The 18,992-nt window shown below is 70.5% G+C and carries 14 protein-coding genes; 3 read left to right on the top strand and 11 right to left on the bottom strand.

Features of this window, described 5'->3' with window-relative positions; genetic code table 11:
• Positions 1 to 232: 232 nt before the first annotated feature.
• Positions 233 to 1,858, top strand: coding sequence for a flavin-containing monooxygenase (locus tag ACQP04_RS23065; protein ID WP_433502645.1), 1,626 nt, complete (start codon positions 233 to 235; stop codon positions 1,856 to 1,858).
• Positions 1,859 to 2,087: 229 nt separating this feature from the next.
• Here ACQP04_RS23065 and ACQP04_RS23070 read toward each other — a convergent pair whose 3' ends face one another.
• The 3 genes from ACQP04_RS23070 to ACQP04_RS23080 form a co-directional block, all read right to left on the bottom strand.
• Positions 2,088 to 3,149: a LacI family DNA-binding transcriptional regulator gene (locus ACQP04_RS23070; RefSeq protein ID WP_433502646.1), complete on the bottom strand. Its 1,062-nt coding sequence runs from the start codon at positions 3,147 to 3,149 to the stop codon at positions 2,088 to 2,090.
• A 95-nt stretch (positions 3,150 to 3,244) separates the two neighbouring features.
• A complete protein-coding gene (locus ACQP04_RS23075; protein ID WP_433502647.1) occupies positions 3,245 to 3,481 on the bottom strand; it encodes a hypothetical protein in 237 nt (78 codons plus the stop codon).
• An 83-nt stretch (positions 3,482 to 3,564) separates the two neighbouring features.
• Positions 3,565 to 4,398, bottom strand: a complete 834-nt coding sequence (locus ACQP04_RS23080; protein ID WP_433502648.1) for a mycofactocin-coupled SDR family oxidoreductase — start codon at positions 4,396 to 4,398, stop codon at positions 3,565 to 3,567.
• 383 nt (positions 4,399 to 4,781) lie between these two features.
• Here ACQP04_RS23080 and ACQP04_RS23085 point away from each other — a divergent pair, with 383 nt between their 5' ends.
• A complete protein-coding gene (locus ACQP04_RS23085; protein ID WP_433502649.1) occupies positions 4,782 to 5,990 on the top strand; it encodes an MFS transporter in 1,209 nt (402 codons plus the stop codon).
• A 160-nt stretch (positions 5,991 to 6,150) separates the two neighbouring features.
• Here ACQP04_RS23085 and ACQP04_RS23090 read toward each other — a convergent pair whose 3' ends face one another.
• Together ACQP04_RS23090 and ACQP04_RS23095 are read right to left on the bottom strand one after the other, a co-directional pair.
• Positions 6,151 to 6,843 (bottom strand): uridine kinase family protein, encoded by a 693-nt coding sequence (locus ACQP04_RS23090; RefSeq protein ID WP_433502650.1) that lies wholly within the window; start codon positions 6,841 to 6,843, stop codon positions 6,151 to 6,153.
• A gap of 30 nt (positions 6,844 to 6,873) precedes the next feature.
• A complete protein-coding gene (locus ACQP04_RS23095) occupies positions 6,874 to 8,496 on the bottom strand; it encodes a GMC oxidoreductase (protein ID WP_433502651.1) in 1,623 nt (540 codons plus the stop codon).
• Positions 8,497 to 8,677: 181 nt separating this feature from the next.
• Between ACQP04_RS23095 and ACQP04_RS23100 the strand changes: the two genes are divergently transcribed.
• Entirely contained in the window at positions 8,678 to 9,289 is a 612-nt protein-coding gene (locus ACQP04_RS23100) for a hypothetical protein (RefSeq protein ID WP_433502652.1), read from the top strand.
• Positions 9,290 to 9,322: 33 nt separating this feature from the next.
• On the opposite strand, the gene treS is transcribed toward ACQP04_RS23100, so the two are convergent.
• The 6 genes from treS to hisD form a co-directional block, all read right to left on the bottom strand.
• A complete protein-coding gene (gene treS, locus ACQP04_RS23105) occupies positions 9,323 to 11,602 on the bottom strand; it encodes a maltose alpha-D-glucosyltransferase (protein WP_433502653.1) in 2,280 nt (759 codons plus the stop codon).
• A gap of 165 nt (positions 11,603 to 11,767) precedes the next feature.
• Positions 11,768 to 13,210 (bottom strand): aspartate ammonia-lyase, encoded by a 1,443-nt coding sequence (locus ACQP04_RS23110; RefSeq protein ID WP_433508422.1) that lies wholly within the window; start codon positions 13,208 to 13,210, stop codon positions 11,768 to 11,770.
• A 194-nt stretch (positions 13,211 to 13,404) separates the two neighbouring features.
• A complete protein-coding gene (locus ACQP04_RS23115; protein ID WP_433502654.1) occupies positions 13,405 to 15,195 on the bottom strand; it encodes a thiamine pyrophosphate-binding protein in 1,791 nt (596 codons plus the stop codon).
• Between the two features lie 40 nt (positions 15,196 to 15,235).
• Positions 15,236 to 15,904 (bottom strand): ThuA domain-containing protein, encoded by a 669-nt coding sequence (locus ACQP04_RS23120; protein ID WP_433502655.1) that lies wholly within the window; start codon positions 15,902 to 15,904, stop codon positions 15,236 to 15,238.
• The gene (locus ACQP04_RS23125; RefSeq protein ID WP_433502656.1) at positions 15,901 to 17,457 is read right to left on the bottom strand and encodes an APC family permease; all 1,557 of its coding nucleotides are present in this window, start codon (positions 17,455 to 17,457) and stop codon (positions 15,901 to 15,903) included. The genes ACQP04_RS23120 and ACQP04_RS23125 overlap by 4 nt, the downstream gene beginning before the upstream one ends.
• Positions 17,458 to 17,607: 150 nt before the next feature.
• Positions 17,608 to 18,933, bottom strand: coding sequence for a histidinol dehydrogenase (hisD, locus tag ACQP04_RS23130; protein ID WP_433502657.1), 1,326 nt, complete (start codon positions 18,931 to 18,933; stop codon positions 17,608 to 17,610).
• Positions 18,934 to 18,992 lie beyond the last annotated feature (59 nt).

Raw genomic sequence — 18,992 nt, forward strand, 5'->3', positions numbered from 1 at the left:
TGCGCGAGGCCCGCCGGCCCCCCTCCGAGCACCTGACGGACCAGGAGGCTCGCCAGGCCCGCATGGGCATTTGTCGACCTGCAGGGCTCGCCGTCGTCGCGGTCAGCCGTCGGTCGATTTCTGGTCGACCTTGTGGCGGTGAGACACCAGAAGGCTCCGCAGCACCGGTTTCCAGTGCCCTTCAGCGACGCGGGGTCGAACAACACCAGCTTCGTGGTGAGGGAGCAAGAGCATGAGCACGACAACCGACGTTGTCGAGGACTTCGACGTCCTGGTGATCGGGGCCGGTTTCGCCGGCATCTACCAACTCGACCGACTGCGCGGCCTCGGTCACTCCGTGAAGATCGTGGAGGCCGGCCCGGAACTCGGCGGGATCTGGTACTGGAACTGCTACCCCGGCGCCCGGGTCGACACCGAGGGCGCGATCTACCAGTTCTCCCGGGACGATCTGTGGAGGGACTGGGAGTACACGGAGCTCTACCCCGGTTGGAACGAGGTTCGCGACTACTTCGGCTACCTCGACCGCAAGCTCGACATCAGCAAGGACGTCAAGTTCAACACCCGGGTGACTGCGGCGCATTTCCACAGCGGCCACAACCAATGGGTGGTGCGCGCATCGGATGGCACGACCATGCGCTGCACGTACCTCGTGGCCTGCCTCGGGTTCGCCTCCAAGCCCTATATTCCGCAGATTCCCGGCCTGGCCCAGGACACCTTCGAGGGACGCTGGCACCACACAGCCCTGTGGCCGCAGGAGGGGCTGGACTTCGCCGGCAGGCGCGTCGCCGTCATCGGGACCGGGGCGAGCGGCGTCCAGGTCGTCCAGGAGACGGCCGGCGAAGCCGCGCAGGTGACCCTTTTCCAGCGCACGCCGAACCTGGCGCTCCCGATGGGTCAGCGCAAGCTCGGCCCCACCGACCAGGCGGCCATCAAAGCCACGCTCCCCGAGCGCTTCGAGTCGCGCGGCCACACCTTCGCGGGCTTCGATTTCGACTTCGAGCCCCGCAACGCGATCGACCTGACCCAGGAGGAGCGCACCGCCGGGTACGAGCGTCTCTGGCAGGCGGGCGGCTTCCGCTTCTGGCTCGCCACGTTCCAGGACACGCTGTTCGACCCGAAGTCCAACGAGTACGCCTACGCGTTCTGGCGGGACAAGGTACGCGCGCGGATCAACGACCCGACGCTGCAGGAGAAGCTCGCGCCGACCACGCCACCGCACCCGTTCGGGGTCAAGCGCCCCTCGCTCGAGCAGCATTACTACGAGACCTTCGACCAGGACAACGTGGCGCTCGTCGACGTCAACGACACGCCGATCCAGTCGATCACCGAGCGTGGCATCCTGACCGCGGACGGGGTCGAACACGAGTTCGACATCATCGCGCTCGCCACCGGGTTCGACGCCGTGAGCGGCGGGCTGACCGCGATCGACATCCGGGGCGCCGACGGGTCACTGCTGCGCGACAAGTGGGCCTCCGGGGTGCGCACCCACCTCGGCATGGCCACCGCGGGGTTCCCGAACCTCCTGTTCCTCTACGGCCCACAGAGCCCCTCGGGCTTCTGCAACGGCCCGACCTGCGCGGAGATCCAGGGCGAGATGGTCGTCGAGACTCTCGAGCACCTGCTGAGCAACGGCCACCGGCGCATCGAAGCGACCCCCGAGGCCGAGGAGGAGTGGACCCACCACGTGGCCGAGTTGGTCGCGCCCACGCTCTTCCTCCACGCCAGGTCCTGGTACGTGGGCGCGAACATCCCCGGTAAGCCGGTCCAGATGCTGAACTACCCGGGCGGTCTCCCGCTGTACCGGGCGAAGTACGCGGAGTCGAAGGCGAACGACTACGCCGGATTCCAGGTCTCCTGAACCGCAGGTGCCCTGCAGCTCAGGCCTTCGCGCACCACCGGGCAGGGTGCGGCGGAGACCGGGTGCACGGTGTGCGGGACGCCGTCGGCCTCGAGCTGCGTGACGGCAGGATCCGGGATCACGCTCGGGACCAGGCTGCCCTCATGCCGGGCGTATTCGGGTGGCCCGGCAACGCCGGCGGGGACGGCGTGGGCGCCGGGAGCGGTGGTGGCGGGTTGGGAGACACGGCCTAGGTGCGAGCCCCCGCCGTCGAGCTGCGGATGATCGGAACGACATCCAGTAGCTGGTGCCGGCGGTCCGTGCCCTCGAGGCGATCGAGAAGGACACGCGCCGCGGTGCGTCCTTTGTCGACCAACGGCTGGCGCATCGTGGTCAGGTCGAGCAGGTCCGCAACGGGCGCATCGTCGAACCCGATGATCGAGACGTCCTCGGGCACGCGCGCCCCGCGCCGCCGCAGCACCTCCCACGCCGCAGCGGCATGGACGTCCGACGTCGCGACGATCGCGGTCGGGTCCGAACGCGCGAGAAGCACCTCGGCCGCCTCGAGGCCGTGGAGCCGATCGATCCCGGTCGTCTCGACGACGGTGAGGTCCGACGGAGGGACGTCCGCCTGCCGGCACGCCTCCAGGTGGCCCCGCAGGCGATCTCGCACGACCACCTCGGTGGCGTCCTCGACGGTGGCGAGCGTGACGAGGCCGCCCCGGGCGACCGGCCGGAGCCGGTCGGTGACGATCCCGATCCGCCGGTGGCCCCGGTCGAGGACGTGCTGCATCTGCAGTCGTCCCGCGCGCACGTTGTCCACGGTGACCAGGGGGATGTCGGGACGGACGGGCGAGTCGATCGCCACCATCGGCACCGCCTGCGCGAGCAGGGCCTCCACGGCGGGATGGTCACCCGGGACGTTGTGCAGCACGACGCCGTCGACCAGTCCGCGCAGGGCGGGGTTCGCGGACACCTCCGTGCCGCGGTCACCGGGGCGGGCGACGGACAGCAGGGTCAGCGCGACGTGCGCGAGCTCGCCGACCTCGACGATGCCCTTCATGAGCAACGTGGTGGACGGATCGTCGACCGCATGCACCAGCGAGTCGACGACCATGACGCCGACCGCCCCGATCCGGCCCGAGCGAAGGCTCCTCCCCACGACGTTCGGACCGGTGAAGCCCAGCTCGGCAGCGATGGCGTAGATGCGCTGCCGCTGCTGGTCGGAGACCTTCGGCGAGTTGCTGAACGCGTAGGAGACCGCCGCCTGCGACACTCCGGCGGCCCGGGCGACGTCCCTCATCGTGACCATGACGCGCTTCCCCCTGCCGGCGTGCGGATGGCCGCGCACGTGGGAACTCGGCGTCCGACCCGGGCCGATCCTACCGGCGACGACCTCCGGGGCGTTCAGCTGATGAGCCAGATCCGGTGCCGTGCGACCCGCCGCATCTCGCCGATCACCTGCTCGCCGAGATCGGCCGGAGGATCCGTGTCCAGCGCCTCGAGAAGCGCGGTGAAGAACTGCAGCTGCGTCAGGCCCAGGCCCGCCATGATCTCGATGGCCGGCCCGCCCCCGTATCGGAACCATCGTCGGGCGAAGTCGAGGACCTCGTCGGTGTCGTGTTTCCTCAGTTCGGCGATCACGTCATCCTCCGGAAGAACGTGGTGACATGGCCCGTCCGTCGCCCCGCGCACGAGCGACGGACGGGTCGGCCGCTCGCGCCCGCTCAGGACTTGACGATGAAGCCCGCGTCGATGGGCAGAGCGGTGGCGGTGATGTAGCGCCCGGCGTCGGAGACGAGGTAGAGGATGGCGTTGCTGACGTCGGCGGGGTCGATCCACGGGACCGGGAGGATGTGGGTGTCGGTGAAGGCACCCTCGACGTCGGCGCGGTTCGGCTGCTCCAGGTCGGGCCGGAACAGCCCCCACACGAACGGGTTCTGGATCATGTGGGTGTCGACGCAGGTCGGGTTCACCGAGTTGACCCGGATGTTGTACTGCCCGAGCTCCCGCGCCAGGGAGGTCATGAGGCCGGTCACGCCGTGCTTGGCGGCCGCGTAGGCCGAGATGTTCTCCGCACCCTTCAGTGCCTCGGTCGAGCCGATGAAGACGACGGAGCCCCCCTCGCCCTGCCTGATCAGCTGCGGGACCGCGGCCTTCACCGTGTGCCACACACCGGTGAGGTTGATGTCGATCATCTCGCGCCAGTCCGCGACCTCGATCTCCCAGGTCTTCGCGCCGGCGCAAATCCCGGCGTTCGGGACGACGATGTCGACCCGGCCGAACTGCGCCAGCCCGCGGTCGAACACCGCCTTCACCTGCTCGTAGTCCCGGACATCGGCCTGCTCGACGTGGATGCTGCGTCCGGTCTCCTTGACGAGCCGGACGGTCTCCTGCAGGTCCTCCTCGGTCGCCCCCGCGTAGGCGGTGGACGAGGGCTTGGCGCACAGGTCGAGACCGATGATGTCGGCGCCTTCGCGCGCCAGGGTCAGCGCGTGCGAACGCCCCTGATTGCGAGCGAGCCCGGTGATGAAGGCGACCTTCCCGTCCAGCTGTCCCATTGGATCTCCCACTTCGTCGACGGGTCCCGGATGCGGTGTCGCGGCGGCGGTTCGGCGGCGACACCAGGACTGGATGCTTGCTCGATGTGCGGGCTCAGCCCGGCGCGACATCGAACGAAGTTAATCGTATCACCGGTGTTCACTAGGTCAATGCCGCGGAAGGAACCGGGAGTCTGATCGCGGGAAGAACTGCACAGTGCGTGCAGCCGAGGGTTCGAGGCTGCTCATGTCGTGCATGGCGAGGGTGGGCACGGCTCCCGCATGCTCTGTCGACCTCAGCGGTGTCGAACCCGGAGCCGAGCGATCTCCGGTGCCGCGGTCCGGCGCTCCCACGTCGAGTCCGACCGGTCGAGACCCGCCCACCCCGTACCTGGAAGGGCACGATGCGCGTGCGGTCCACGCCCAGCAGTCGGCGCCGGCGCTGGGCGCTGTTCGCCCTGATGTTCACCATCGGCCTCGGCTTCGCCTCATGGGTCGTCCGCACCCCGGCGATCCGCGATGCCGTCCACGCCTCGACCAGCGAGATGGGGCTCATCCTCGCCGGGCTGTCCGTGGGCTCGATGATCGGCATCGTCACCGCCTCCACCCTTGTCCCCCGTCGCGGAACGCGACCGGCGCTGCAGCTCGGTGCCGGTGCGCTCGTGGCCGGCCTGACACTGGTGGCGCTGTCGCCGGCGCTCGGGGCCGGGTGGTCGGCCTTCGCCGGGCTGTGCTTCTACGGCGCCGGTCTCGGCCTCGTCGAGGTGGCGCTCAACGTCGAGGCCTCGGAGGTCGAACGGATCACCGCAAGGTCCGCGCTGCCGATCATGCACGGCTGCTACAGCCTCGGAACGTTCGTCGGTGGCCTGAGCGGAATCGCCTTGAACGCGGCGAACGTCCCCGTCGCGCTTCACCTGGGTGTGGTCACCCTCGTGCTCGCGCTCGTCGGTGCCTGGTCCGTGGCCCCCGTCCCACACGGAACTCCTGCCGGGCGGGACGAGGTCGCGAAGGACGCGGCGAGGCGCGCGAGCCCGTCGGTCTGGCGGGACCGACGCCTCCTGCTGCTCTGCATCGTGCTCCTGGGCATGGCGATGGCCGAGGGATCCGCCGGGGACTGGCTCCCGCTCATCGTCGTGGAGGGCTTCGCATCCTCGGCGACCACGGGTTCGATCGTCTACTCGCTGTTCGGCCTGGCCATGGCGGTCGGACGGTTCGGCGGGGACCGCGTGGTGACGCGGGTCGGCCGGGTCACGGCGATGCGCTACAGCGCGGCACTGGGTGCCGTGGGCATCGCACTCGTCGTGCTCGCCCCGACGCTCGCGCTGGCGGGCGTCGGAGTGGGCCTCTGGGGCCTGGGCGCAGCCCTCGGGTTCCCGATGGCGATGGCTGCCGCGGCCGACCACCCCTCCGACGCCGCTCGACGCGTCAGCGCGGTCTCGACGGCGGGCTACTTCGCGTTCCTCGTCGGTCCCCCCTTCATCGGGGTGCTCGGCGATCACGTCGGACTGCGCAACGCCATCGTGCTCGTGCTCGTCCTCGTCCTCGCGGCGGGACTGGCCGCCTCGTCCCTGAGGCCGACCGATCGGACCCCGGGAGCCCTGACCGAACGCTGAGCGCCTCGCCCACCGACGGGGGCAGACACGACGACGTGGAACTGGACGATCGGAGGAGCGACGGTGACACGCCGACCACACGTGACGTCGTCGAAGGGGGAACCACTCTGGACGTCGCCACGCGTTCCGGCGTCGGCCCCCGGATACGGCCGCGCCACCCCTACCGCGAGGACAGCCCTTCGCGTTGACCCCAGGTCCCGGGATCGGGGACGAGCGGCGACGTCCTGCCGATCGAGCTGATCATCAACGTCGTTGCTCCCCCGGACATGGCGACCAGGTCGGCGCGCTCCCACGGCCGCTCGGCCAGCATGAACGGCCTCTCGACGGCCGCCCACTCGCGGAGGAACGCCCGGTTCTGCGGCGTGTCACCGTCCCGGCCGAGCAACCGCTGCACCGCGCACCGACCGTCCACCTGCACCCACACCGTCTTGTCGACGACGGGTGCGAGCGCGCGACGAGCCGACCCCGATCCTTCGACGAGGAGCACCTGGCAGCCGACCGGGACCGGGACGGAACCGAGGCGGCCCCGGGCGCGCCATGCAGGCGGGACGTGGTCGACCCCTTCGCCGAGGCGCACGGGTTCGAGCACCGCGCGGCGCAGCGCCCCGTCCCACCCGAAGAACGACTCGTGCCACGCGAAGTCGTCGGTGTGGACGACCGCCGACCGCAGCCCCCGCCGGTGGGCCTCGGCCTGCAGGAGGGCAGCGATCGAGGACTTGCCCGCACCGCCCCGGCCGTCGACCGCGATCACGGTCGGGCGGCCGCGAGCAGGAGTCGTCAGCAGCCGGTCGAGGACCACCCCGACCGGCGCCGCACACCACGGCCCCAGGTCGGGCTCGCCGTCGATCAGCACTGCACCGCCACCGTCCGGGCTCGCGGCGTCTCAGAGACCGTCCACGACGGACGGGGCGATCCGCAGGGCGTTGGCGGAGATGGTCAGCGCAGGGTTCAGCGCGGCCGACGACGGGAAGAACGACGCGTCGGCGACCCAGAGGTTGTCGATGTCGTGGCTGCGGCAGTTGACGTCGAGCACGCTGGAGGCCGGGTCGTGCCCGGCGACGGCGGTGCCACACATGTGCGAGTTGGTCTCGATCCCCATCTGCTGGGTGAAGATCAGCGGGTAGCCCGCCTTGCGGACGATGCGGGTGACCCGGCGTACGAGCTCGTGGTGCGGGGCGACGTTGGTCGGCACCCAGTCGATGAGGATCTTGTCGCCGTCGACTCGGACCCGGTTGTCGAGGGAGGGGAGGTCCTCGGTGGTGAGGTAGATGTCGATACTGCGGGCCGCCATGAACTTCAGCGCCCACGTGGGTGCCCACTGCCGGGCGGGCTTGAGCATCGGCGCCTGCAGCTTGCCGAGCATCTGCAGATTGCCCAGCGGGTAGCGGTTGGTCTCGCCGACCTCGTAGAAGTCGTTCATGCCCAACGTCTTCTGCCACCGGGTGTCGTTGACCCGCAGCGGGTTCACCCCGACGAAGAAGGTGCTGTTGTGGACCATGTAGTTGCGGCCCAACAGCCCGGACGAGTTGGCCAGGCCGTGGGGCTGAGCGCGGGTGGCGGAGCGCATCAGTAGCGCTGCGGTGTTGACCGCACCGGCGGCCAGGGCGACCCGCTTGGCGTTGATCCGGATGATCCGGCCCTGGTGGCGGGCCTCCGCGGCGACGATCCGCCGACCGTCGTCCGAGGTCAGCAGGCGCGTGACCTCGGTGCGGACCATCATCGTGACCCGCCCGGCCTGCAGCGCCGGCACGACGACCTTGTTCTCCGCCTCGGCCTTGATCCCGGTGTCGTCCGGACAGCCGTCGGCCGTGGCGATCGCTGCCCGGTCGGCCGGGCTGCTGATGTTCAGCGCGTTCGGTGTGTGGAAGGGGTGCAGGCCCTGCTTGCGCATCGACTCGGCGAGCCGCTCGACCGCCGGCTCGTGCGGTAGCGGGGGGAACGGGTAGGACGTGGAGTGTTTCGGCTCGGTCGGGTCCTCGCCGACCTGGCCGTGCACGTCGAAGAGCCGCTCGGCCTCGCCGTAGTAGGGCTCCAGGTCCTCGTACGAGAACGGCCAGGCCTTCGACACGCCCTCCTGGTGCTCGACCTCGGTGAAGTCGCTGCAGCGGAACCTGGGCAACGACGCGCCGTAGAACTTGGTGTTCCCGCCGACCCAGTAGTAGGTGCCGGGCGCGAAGGGCTCCCCGGTTCGGCCGTCGTACCAGTAGCCGGCGTTCTTGTAGCGCCCCTTGAGATACATGTGCTCGGGCTGGTGGTTCTCCGGCTCGCGCGGCAGGAACCCGCCACGCTCGACCACGAGGACCTCGGCGCCGGCTTCGCGCAGCGCATACGCGAGCGTCCCGCCGCCCATGCCCGACCCGACGATGAGCACGTCCGTGTCGATCTCGTCGGCGTCGTCGAGCGTGAGCACCGCGGCCGGGGCGAGACCCTCCGGCGGCCCGGCATCGCGGACTCCCTCCCGGGGGGCACCGAGAGGGATGTACGGGTCGTTCGAGGCTTCGGACATCACGGCGTCTTTCCCTGGCGGTCGTCGGTCTGGCTGGGCCTCGCGGCGGCCGCGGGGGTGCGGGTCGGCCGCGGTCACGCCCGAACACACGGGCGGTCGAGACCGGTCGAGCGTAAGCCCACGACAGCCGCCCGCGGCAGGTTCGACGTGTGCAGCCCGCCTTGATCGTCTTGCACAGAGCATGAAGGCCGCACGAAGTGCTGCCCGATTCGGCGTTTGGGTCTCCACCTGCGGGGATACACTTCCCGTTGCCCGATCGAGGCGCACGTGCCGAGGTGGCGGCGTCGCACAGTCTGTGTCGGCCGGAGCAGGAGAAGAGCCGCACGTGGTTGCACCCGAGGAGACGATGCCGCCGGCCGGCGCCGACCGGCAGGCCGGCCGGGTCCTCGACGCCCCGAGGCTCGTCAGCCCCGCGAGTCTCGGCCGGGTGTTGGCGGACCACTGTTGCGAACGGATCTTCCTCTGTCTCGCCGGGCCCGACACGGCCGTCCTCGACGCGGTCGCGTCGCACGGGGTCCCTGTCGATCAGATTCGCATCGAGACCGGGTCGCGCGACGAGACCGCCGACGACGAGAGGTGCAGCACGACTCGCCGTCTGTCCGAGACGCGGGCACGCATCGCGCTGGGAGGGACGTACGAGGAGTTCCTGCTGCTCGACGACGTACGTGCGCTCCGGCTGAGCCGCGACGACCACGATCGCCTCGTCGTCGGGTTCCTCGAGCCGGACGCCGCCACCGACCGGTATCGGCTGGCCCGCGATCTCCTCTGGGCGGCCGCTGCCGGATCGGCGTGAGCAGCGAGGGAGAGCGCGAGCCCGCGACGGACGTCAGACCTCCTCGTCCTCCGGCTCCGGAGGCCGCACGAGCAGCGACATGCCCTGGTGCGGGGCGAGCTCGACGCCGAAGCTCTGCAGGTCGTCGACGGTGCCGACGGCCCGGTCGTTGAACATGTTGCAGACCTGGCCGCCGGGGGGCAGGGCTTCCGAGCGCACGCTCCCCCAGATGTGCTCGTTGGCGAAGTTGAGCACGGTCAGCTGCAGGTGGCCGGGATCGTCGAGCTCGTGGACGAGGACCAGCATGCCCTTGTGGGAGACGTCGGGGATGTCGACCTGGCGACTGGTCGCGATGCCGTAGTGGCGGCGGACGGCGAGGATCGCCTGGAGCTGCCGTACGAAGCTGGTCTCGTCCTCGAGCTGCGCGGGCAGGGAACCGTAGAGGCTGCGCCCGCGGGGCATGCCGGCCTCGGACTTGCGGATCCGCGGGGCCGCGCCCATCAGGTCGTGGGCGGCACGGTGGATCCAGCGGGTGTCGCCTCCCTCGATGAGTTCCGCGACGTCCTCGTGCGGAAGGGTGAGCATGCCGCACAGGTCCCAGCCCGACAGTGCGAAGACACCGGGCTGCAGGGCGTTGAACATGGCCAGCAGCAGGTGCGCCCGCCGGATGCGGTCGCGGTCCTCGCCGTCGTCGATCGCGTCGAGGGTGGGGAAACCGAGCACCGCGGCGATGACCGACGCGGTCGTGCAGGCGATCCCGTTCGTGGTGAAGATCAGGTTGTAGGGGCGCTGCGGGCCGGTGAGGTGCGCGACGAGGTCCGCGCGGATCGTCTCGGCCAGCTCACCCCCGGTGATCTCCTCGCCCTTGTAGGTGTAGACGTCGTCCTTGTGGCCGGACGCCCAGTGGACGAGCTCGTAGGTGAGCTCGTCGTGGTTCTGCATGGCGTGCACGAGCGAGGCCGGGTCGACGCCGCAGGCGAGCGAGCTGCGCAGGGTCAGCCGGAGGAACTCGGTGTCGCCGGTGGCGAAGGCGTGGTGGTAGGCGGGCCGGTTGATGAAGTCGTAGGACAGGTCCGCGCCCGCCTCGGAGGTGATCCGGATGTCGTCGATGGTCAGGTTCAGCTCCTGGAAGGTGAACCCGCCGACCTTGCGGACCATGCTGCCGATGAGCTGGTTGGCGGCCTCGGACAGCGGATGGCCCTCCGACCACGCCGGCATGCCCTCGGTGCTCTTCTCCACGCCGAGGAAGCCGTTGGCGTCCAGGCGCAAACCGCCGGAGCCGAGGTCGGTCAGCGAGTGCAGGGCGTCGCCCATGACCATGCGCATTCCGGCGAAGGACGGGTCGAGCCAGTTGATCGAGGGCTGGCCGTCCTTGAAGTAGTGCAGGTACACCCACCGGCGCTCCACACCGTCCGCCCCGACGACCGGCCGGGTGGCGCTCCAGTTCGTCTCCTTCACGCCCTCGGCGAAGAAGATCACCCGTTGCAGCCGGCCGATGATGTAGCCGGCCTTCTCCAGCCAGTCCTCCGTCGAGGTGTCGATGTTGACCGAGTCCCGCCCGTGCGGGACGTCGGGCAGGTGCCCCCAGTCCTCCGGCTCGACCTCGACCATGTGGTAGATGCCGGGATAGTCGCCGTACTTCATCTCCGCGAGCCGGAAGTCCGCGCCCTTGCCGGTGTGCCCGGGCACGACGTCGTCGATGATCGTTCCGCCGTACCAGGTCGCCATCCCGCACATCGCCCGGAACTCCGACTCCGTGCCGAAGGCCGGGTCGAGCTGGGTGCTGATCCGGTCGAAGTGGCCGTCGACGCTGGGCGTGGGCTGCCAGCCCGCGATACCGCCGGCGCGCTTGACCGGGCCGGTGTGGACGCCGTCGATCCCGATGGCGGCGAACGCCTTCCACAGCTCCTCGTCACCCAGCGCGGCGAGGAAGGACTCCCCGGACCGCGTGATCAACGAGATGGGGTACGCGGTGAACCACACCGACGCCGTCTCGACGGCGTGACGCGGCCCCGGAGCGGCGAAGGGGTTCTGCCACATCGTGCCCTGGCCGGAGAACTGCCGGGCGATCTCGTTGGCGTCGGCGAGCATCGACTGGCTGAGCAGCCAGTCGACGTACGCCGGGTTCCCCCCCGTCGCCGGCCCGTCCTGCGCGACCGACCGGCGGGCGAACGGCGACTTCACCCGCGCGCGATGGCGCAGGCTGCGCGGCCGCGCGGGGTGCAGGTACTCCGCGTAGGTGATCTCGGACGGCTCGTGCGCCTGCTCGTGGTCCGTCCGCTCCTGGACCACCGGCTCCCCCGCCGCGTCGTCGCTCTGTGGCTTCTCGGCCATGTGCAGTTCTCCCGAAGCTGATCGCCCGTGGGCAGGAGCCTCGGGCTCGGTACGTCGCTCGACAGTGCCGGTACTCGTATCGTCGCCCGCCGATGCACCATCCGCTACGCGAGGCGGATGCCGCTCTCCCTACGACCCTCGTGCAGGAGGACCGCCCATGGCTGTTCAGGCGGAGATGTGACCGGTCGGGGCCGGGGCAACCAGTCGGGACGGGGCGATGATCTCGGCCAGCCGCTCTGCGGTCAGCTCGGTCCGGTCGAGCACGACATCGGTGACGGAGCGACCGGACTCGAGGGCTTCGTGGGCGACCTCCGTCGCGGTCTCGTAGCCGATGTACGGCGACAACGCGGTGACGAGGGAGATCGAACGCTCGACGGTCTCGGTGAGGACCGCGACGTCGGCGGTGATGCCGGCGACGCAGCGCTCGCGGAGGGTGTCGCACCCCGCCGTGAGGTGGGCGACCGACTCGTGCAGGGACTCCGCGATGATCGGCTCGAACGCGTTGAGCTGCAGCTGGCCGCCCTCGGCGGCCAGGCTGACCGTGACGTCGTTGCCGATGACCTGGAAGGCGATCTGGTTGACCAGCTCGGGGATGACCGGGTTGACCTTGCCGGGCATGATGCTCGAGCCGGCCTGCACGGCGGGCAGCACGATCTCCCCGAGGCCGGCCCGTGGGCCCGAGGACAGCAGGCGCAGGTCGTTGCAGATCTTCGAGAGCTTCACCGCGGTCCGCTTCAGCACCCCCGAGACCTGCACGAAGGCGCCCACGTCCTGCGTGGCCTCGACGAGGTTCGCCGCGGTCCGCAGAGGTAGGCCGACCAGGTCCCGCAGCGCCGCACACGCGCGGGCGGCGTACTCGGGATGGGTGGTGATGCCCGTGCCGATGGCCGTGCCCCCGAGGTTGATCTCGGCGATCAGGGCCTTGGTCTCCTCGAGGCGGTCGGCGTCCTCCTCGATCATGACCGCGAACGCCGCGAACTCCTGGCCGAGGGTCATCGGCACGGCGTCCTGCAACTGGGTCCGGCCGATCTTGAGCAGATCCGCGAAGTCGGTGGCGCGGGCCGCGAACTCCGCGGCCAGCCGACGCATGGCGGCGCAGAGGGTGTCGACGGACAGCGCGAGAGCGATCTTGAGCGCGGTCGGGTAGGCGTCGTTGGTGCTCTGGCTGCGGTTGACGTGCTCGAGGGGGTGCAGGCGGCGGTAGTCGCCGCGCCGGTGTCCGAGGAGCTCCAGGCCGCGGTTGGCGATGACCTCGTTGGCGTTCATGTTGGTCGACGTGCCCGCACCGCCCTGGACGACGTCGACGACGAAGTGGTCGTGCCAGCGGCCGTCGCGGATCTCGGTGCATGCGGTGACGATGGCGTCGGCCTGCTCGGCGGAGATCAGGCCCAGGTCGCGGTTGGCGGTCGCGGCGGCCTGCTTGACCGCCGCGAGCGCCTGCACGAGCAGCGGGCGGGCGCCGAGGGGAATGCCGGAGACGGCGAAGTTCTCCACTGCGCGAAGCGTGTGCACGCCGTAGAGCGCCTGCTCGGGAACCTCGCGGTCGCCGAGCAGGTCGTGCTCGGTTCTCGTCCTCGTCGGCCGGTCGGTGTGGTCGAGCGGCCGCAGGGCGAGAGGCTGGCTCTGCTGGGCGGTCGGGGACGGGACAGGACCTCGGCTGCTCACGCTGAATCTCCCAGGAGCGGGTGTCGGACCCGGTGGTCGGGCAGGATGGAGCACCGCCGCGACCCGGCCCCGTGGGCGGGCGCGGCGGTGCTCGTGTCGGTGGGGTGGGCCCGGTCGGTCGGCGGGCCCGTCGCTCGTCAGAGGTGCTGCTCGGTCGCCCGGTTCCGGGCGTACTCGTCCTGGCGCTCGTCGGTGATGTAGGCCGGGACCGGGAAGTCCCACCAGCCGGGCACCCACGGACCGGCGGCGTCGCGGTCGGTGGGGACCTCGATCAGCGCCGGGGCCCCCGAGTCGACCGCCTTCTGCAGGGTCGGCTCCAGCGAGGCGTCGTCCTCGACCTTCCACGACTCGATGCCGAACGAGCGGCCCATCGCGGCGAAGTCGGGGCTGTAGGGACGGCCGTCGGGGTAGGAGAACTCGGTGCCGATGTGGCGGGAGGTCTGCTTGCGCTGGCCACCGCGGATCGACATGTAGCCGGCGTTGTTCTGCACCACGAAGATCACCGGGGCGCCCGTGGTCACACTCAGCGCGATCTCCTGGGAGGTCATCAGGAAGTCGCCGTCGCCGAGGACACACACCACCGGACGGTCCGGCTGCCCGAGCTTGGCGCCGACGGCAGCCGGGACGGCCCAGCCCATCGAGGAGAAGCCGCCGGAGGTCAGGTGCGTGCGGGGCTCGTAGACCGGGAAGGTCTGCTTGACCGCACCCTGGGTGTTGCCCGACCCGGCGACGATGATCGCGTTGCGCGGCAGCACGTTGCGCAGGGCGCCCAGCGGGCGCTGGGAGGTGAACGGGAACCGGTCGCTGTCGCGGCGGGTGGCCAGCTTCTGCTCCCACTCGTTCTGCAGCGTCTCCAGCTCCGCGAGGTACTCCGAGCGCGGCGCCGGGAGCTTCTCCGGCAGCGCGGTCACGATCGCCGCGACGGCCCGCTGGGCGTCGGCGACGATCCCGACCTCGGCCGGGTAGTTCTTGCCGATCTCGTGCGGGTCGATGTCGATGTGGATCAGCTTGGCCTCCGGGATGGAGAAGCTGATGCCCTTGGCGTAGCTCGAGGCCGACCAGTCCGTGAAGCGGCAGCCGACGGAGACGACGACGTCGGCCGTGCTCGCGATGCGGTTGCCGGTGATGGTGCCGGTCTGACCGACGCTGCCCGCGAACAGCGGGTGGTCCTCCGGGAAGGCACCCTTGCCGTTCCACGTGGTCACGACCGGGATCTGCCAGCGCTCGGCCAGGGCGAGCACGTCGTCGGCGGCCTCGGCGGTGATGGCGCCGCCACCGACCACGATGACCGGACGCCGCGAGCCGCGCAGGACCTCGGCCGCACGCTCCACGGCCTCGGGGTCGGGGTGCTGCCGGCCGACCGGGAGACGCCGGGCGAGGTCGTGCAGGTCGACCTCGGCGGCCTCGGCCTGCACGTCCATCGGGACCTCGAGGTGCACGGGGCCGGGGCGCCCGGTCAGCATGGAGTTGAAGCAGCGGTGCATCACGAAGGGCAGTTCCTCGACCCGGGTGACCACCCAGTGCCGCTTCGAGACCGCCTCGGCGACCTTCGGGAAGTCGTTGGCGGTGTAGCGGTCCAGCTCCTGGAGCAGGCCGTGGCCGCGCATGTGGGTGGGCGGGCCCCCGGTGATGACCAGACAGCTGGTGGAGTCGGTGAAGGCGGTGCCCATGCCGATGACGGTGTTGCTGGCGCCGGCGCCGATGGAGGTGACCGCCGCCATCGGTCTGCCGGTGGCCCGCCAGTAGCCGTCGGCGAGATGGACGGCGCTCTGCTCGTGGAAGGTCTGCACGAACGGGATGCGCGAGTCCTCTTCGAGGAAGGCGTCGGTCAGCGACCAGATCCCGTGGCCGGGGATACCCGCGACGTAGGGGACGCCGTAGTTCTTCAATGTCTGGGCGACGATCTGGCCGCCGGTCAGCTTCGGCATGCGAGTGGTCCTTGTCGGGTGGAGGGCGTGGTGGCGGCGGTTACTTCGCGTCCCGGGCGGCCCAGGCGAAGCCCTGCCGGCAGAGCCGGGTGACGTCCGGGTTCTGCAGGTCGTCGAGGTCGTGACCGACGGCGCTGTAGAAGATCCGGCCCTGTCCCCAGGTGCGGGTCCATGCCTGCGGGACGGTCTTCCCGTCGAGCCAGGCGAGCTGGTCGCCGGTGAAGCGGGTCTCGGCGAGCACGTGGTTGTTCGGGTCGACGGACATGTAGTACTGCTCCGAGGCGACCCGGAAGTCGCCGACCCCGTCGATGATCTCGTGGTCGCGGTCGACGATCGTGACCTCGTACGGGTACTTCACGCCCTCGCCGGCCGGGTGCTCGAGGAAGCTGCCACCGAGCAGCCAGTGGTACTTCAGGCTGGTCCGGAACGCGGCGGCCGCGCCGTGCCAGGCGGCGACGCCGGTGCCGGCCTCGACCGCCTCGAGCAGCCGGTCCTCCTGGGCCGCCGTGAGCCCCTCGGAGAGCAGGGCGTTGTTCCAGTTCAGCGCGAGCAGGTCGTAGCCGGTCAGGTCGGCGTCGAGGGAGAAGATGTCGTTCGTCTCGTCGACCTCGAAGCCCAGCTCCTCGAACAGCGGGCGGGCCCACTGCGCAGCGACCTCGTAGGGCTTGTGCCCGGGCCAGCCGCCGAAGAGGTAGAGCACGCGGGTCATGAGGTCCTCCTTGCCGTGGTCTGCAGCCGAGTCTGACGCTCGCGCAGCGTGGCGGCGATGTCGATGGCGTCGCCCTCGGGAGCGGTGGACTTCCGGTCGGGCTTGGCGATGAACAGGTAGGCCAGGCCGACGGCCGAGACGATCAGGAAGCCGATCAGGGCGATCCACCGGTCGACGAACGGGGCGTCGGCGTCCCCGGTGGGCATGGCGAGCAGGACCATGGCGAAGACCCCGTAGGCCAGAGCCAGGACGTTGACGGCCGTACCGGCCTTGCCCAGGGTCCACGCCCCCGCCGGGCGCCAGCCCTTGAGCCGCATCCGCAGGGCCGCGAACACCACCATCTGGAAGGCGAAGTATCCGGCGAGAACCTGGAAGGCGGCGATCTTGGTCAGCGAGTCCGGCGAGAAGTAGACGAACACGAAGATGACCAGCGGGAGCACGTTGACCGCGATCAGCGCGTTGAACGGCACGTGGAAGCGCCTGGAGAGCCGGTTGAAGATCCGGCTGCCCGGGAACATGTCGTCGCGGGCGAAGGAGAACACGATCCGGCTGGCGGCCGCCTGCTGGCTCATCACACCCGCGATGAACGAGGTCAGGGTGACCACGAGGATCAGCTTGGTGCCGACGGTGCCGATGGAGCCCTGCAGGATGGCCGGGATCGGGTTGGTGTCGGCGCCGGAGACGATGGCGGGCAGGTCCGGCGCGGCCAGGGCGTAACCGGCGAAGGCGAAGATCGCGGCCAGGCCGCCGACGACGACCGTGAGCTGCATGGCCCGCGGAATGCTCCGGGCCGGGTTGGGGACCTCCTCGGCCACCTCACCGCACGCCTCGAAGCCGTAGTAGAGGAACAGGCCGACCAGCGAGGCGCCCAGGAAGGCGCCGAAGTACCCGCCGGGGCCGGCCGTGCCCATGGTGTCGAGGAAGACCGACGGCGAGTTCTTCCGGGCGAAGATCAGCAGGTACAGGCCGACCAGCACGATGCCGATCAGCTCGGCGGCGAGGCCGATCTTGGAGATCAGCGCCAGCGTGCGGGTGCCGAAGCTGTTGCACAGGAAGCACACGACGGTGATGGCGATCGCGATCACCAGCCGCTGCCCCGGTGTGGAGGCCACCCCGGGCTCGTCGGCGGTTCCCAGGAACAGGCTCGCGACGAAGTCCGAACTGAACAGCGCCGTGCTGGTGATGCCGATGGTGATGCAGGCGATGTAGGTCCACGACGTGAACCAGGCGTAGCGGCCGCTCCACAGGCGCCGCGACCATTGGTAGAGGCCGCCGGCGAGGGGGAACTGCGAGACGACCTCGCCGAAGACCAGCGCCACCAGCAGCTGCCCCAGCCCGACGATGAGGATCCAGAAGATCGACGGCGGTCCCGCTGCGGCCAGGCCGACGGCGAACAGCGACACGACGCCCACCAGGGGCGAGAGGTAGACGAAGCCGAGGGCGAAGTTCGCCCACAGGCTGACCTTCCGGTCGAACCGCTCCTCGTAGCCGAGCGCGGCCAGCAGCTCGGCGTCCTCGGACTTCGGCGGGGCGCCGGCGGGCGTGGCGCCCACCGCGCTGGGTCCTTGCGTTTCGTCCAGTGCGGACATGGTGTGCCTCCAGTGGGCCAGGGCGAGACGTGCCTCGTTGCTCGTTCGTCGTGCTGGCCGCCGTACCCGGGGCGGGCGGGCGGGAGCTCGGTGCCGGGAGGGCGCGAGCGTCGATCAGGAGCGGTCGAACTCGTGGTCGGTCCACTCGAGCCGGGCCGAACCGAAGCGGGCTGCGCGGATGTCGCCGGAGCGGGCGTGGCCCTCGAAGTTCTCCAGGCGGGAGGCGCGACCGCAGCGCTCGCCGAGCTCGGCGCTCGCGCGGGCGTCCTGGACCTCCTGGTAGGTGACGGTCTTGAGGTACTTCCCGACCCAGAGCCCGCCGGTGTACCGGGCCGCGCCGAGCGTGGGAAGCACGTGGTTGGTGCCGATGACCTTGTCGCCGTAGGGCACGCAGGTCTTGTCGCCCAGGAACAGGGCGCCGTAGTTGCGCATCTTCTCCAGGGCCAGGCGCGGCTGGGCGGTCAGGATCTGCACGTGCTCGCTGGCGTACTCGTCGGCCAACGCCCACGCGTCGTCGAGCGAGGCGACGACGTGGACCTCGCCCCGGTCGCGCCAGGCCTTGCGGGCCACCGGCTCGGTGGGCAGGTCGACCAGCTGCTCCTCGACGTGGTCGAGGGTGCGCCGCGCGACCTCCTCGGAGGTCGTGACGAGCACGCACGGGGAGTCCGGGCCGTGCTCCGCCTGGCTGAGCAGGTCGGTCGCCACGACGAACGGGTCGGCGTGCTCGTCGGCGACGATCAGCGTCTCCGTCGGGCCGGCGAACAGGTCGATGCCGACCTCACCGAACAGCTGACGCTTGGCCTCGGCGACGTAGGCGTTCCCCGGACCGGCGATCATGTCGACCGGGTCCACGGTCTCGGTGCCCAGCGCGAGCGCCGCGACGGCCTGGACCCCGCCGAGCACGTAGATCTCGTCGGCGCCGGCCAGGTGCATCGCGGCCACACTGATCGGCGGCGGCGTGCCCCGATCCGGAGGCGTGGTCGCCGCGACGCGGTCCACGCCCGCGACCTTGGCGGTCACCACGGTCATGTGCGCCGAGGCGGTCAGCGGGTAGCGCCCGCCGGGGACGTAGGCGCCGACGGCCGAGATCGGGATGTGGCGCTGCCCCAGGTACACCCCGGGCAGGGTCTCGACCTCGAAGTCGGTCAGCGAGTCCCGCTGGGCCTGGGCGAATCCGCGCACCTGGCGCTGCACGTAGCGGAGGTCGTCGAGCACCGTGCCCGGCACGAACGCGAGCACCGAGCTGATCTCGTCCGGGCCGAGCCGGAACGACTCCGGGCTCCAGGAGTCGAACTTCTCCGAGTAGCGCCGGACCGCGTCGTCACCGTTCGCGCGGACGTCCGCGATGACCTCGGCCACGGTCTCGACGATCTCCGGACTGCTGGTGCGTCCGGGGCCCGAGGCCGCTGCGGCCTTGACCAGCTTGCTGGGTGTCGACACTGCCCACTCCTCGTTGATGCGTCCGCCTGCTACACGGTGGTGGCGTTGCGGGTGACTGC

Origin of the sequence: Pseudonocardia halophobica (assembly GCF_050948485.1) — a bacterium.
Classification (GTDB): Bacteria; Actinomycetota; Actinomycetes; order Mycobacteriales; family Pseudonocardiaceae; genus Pseudonocardia; species Pseudonocardia halophobica.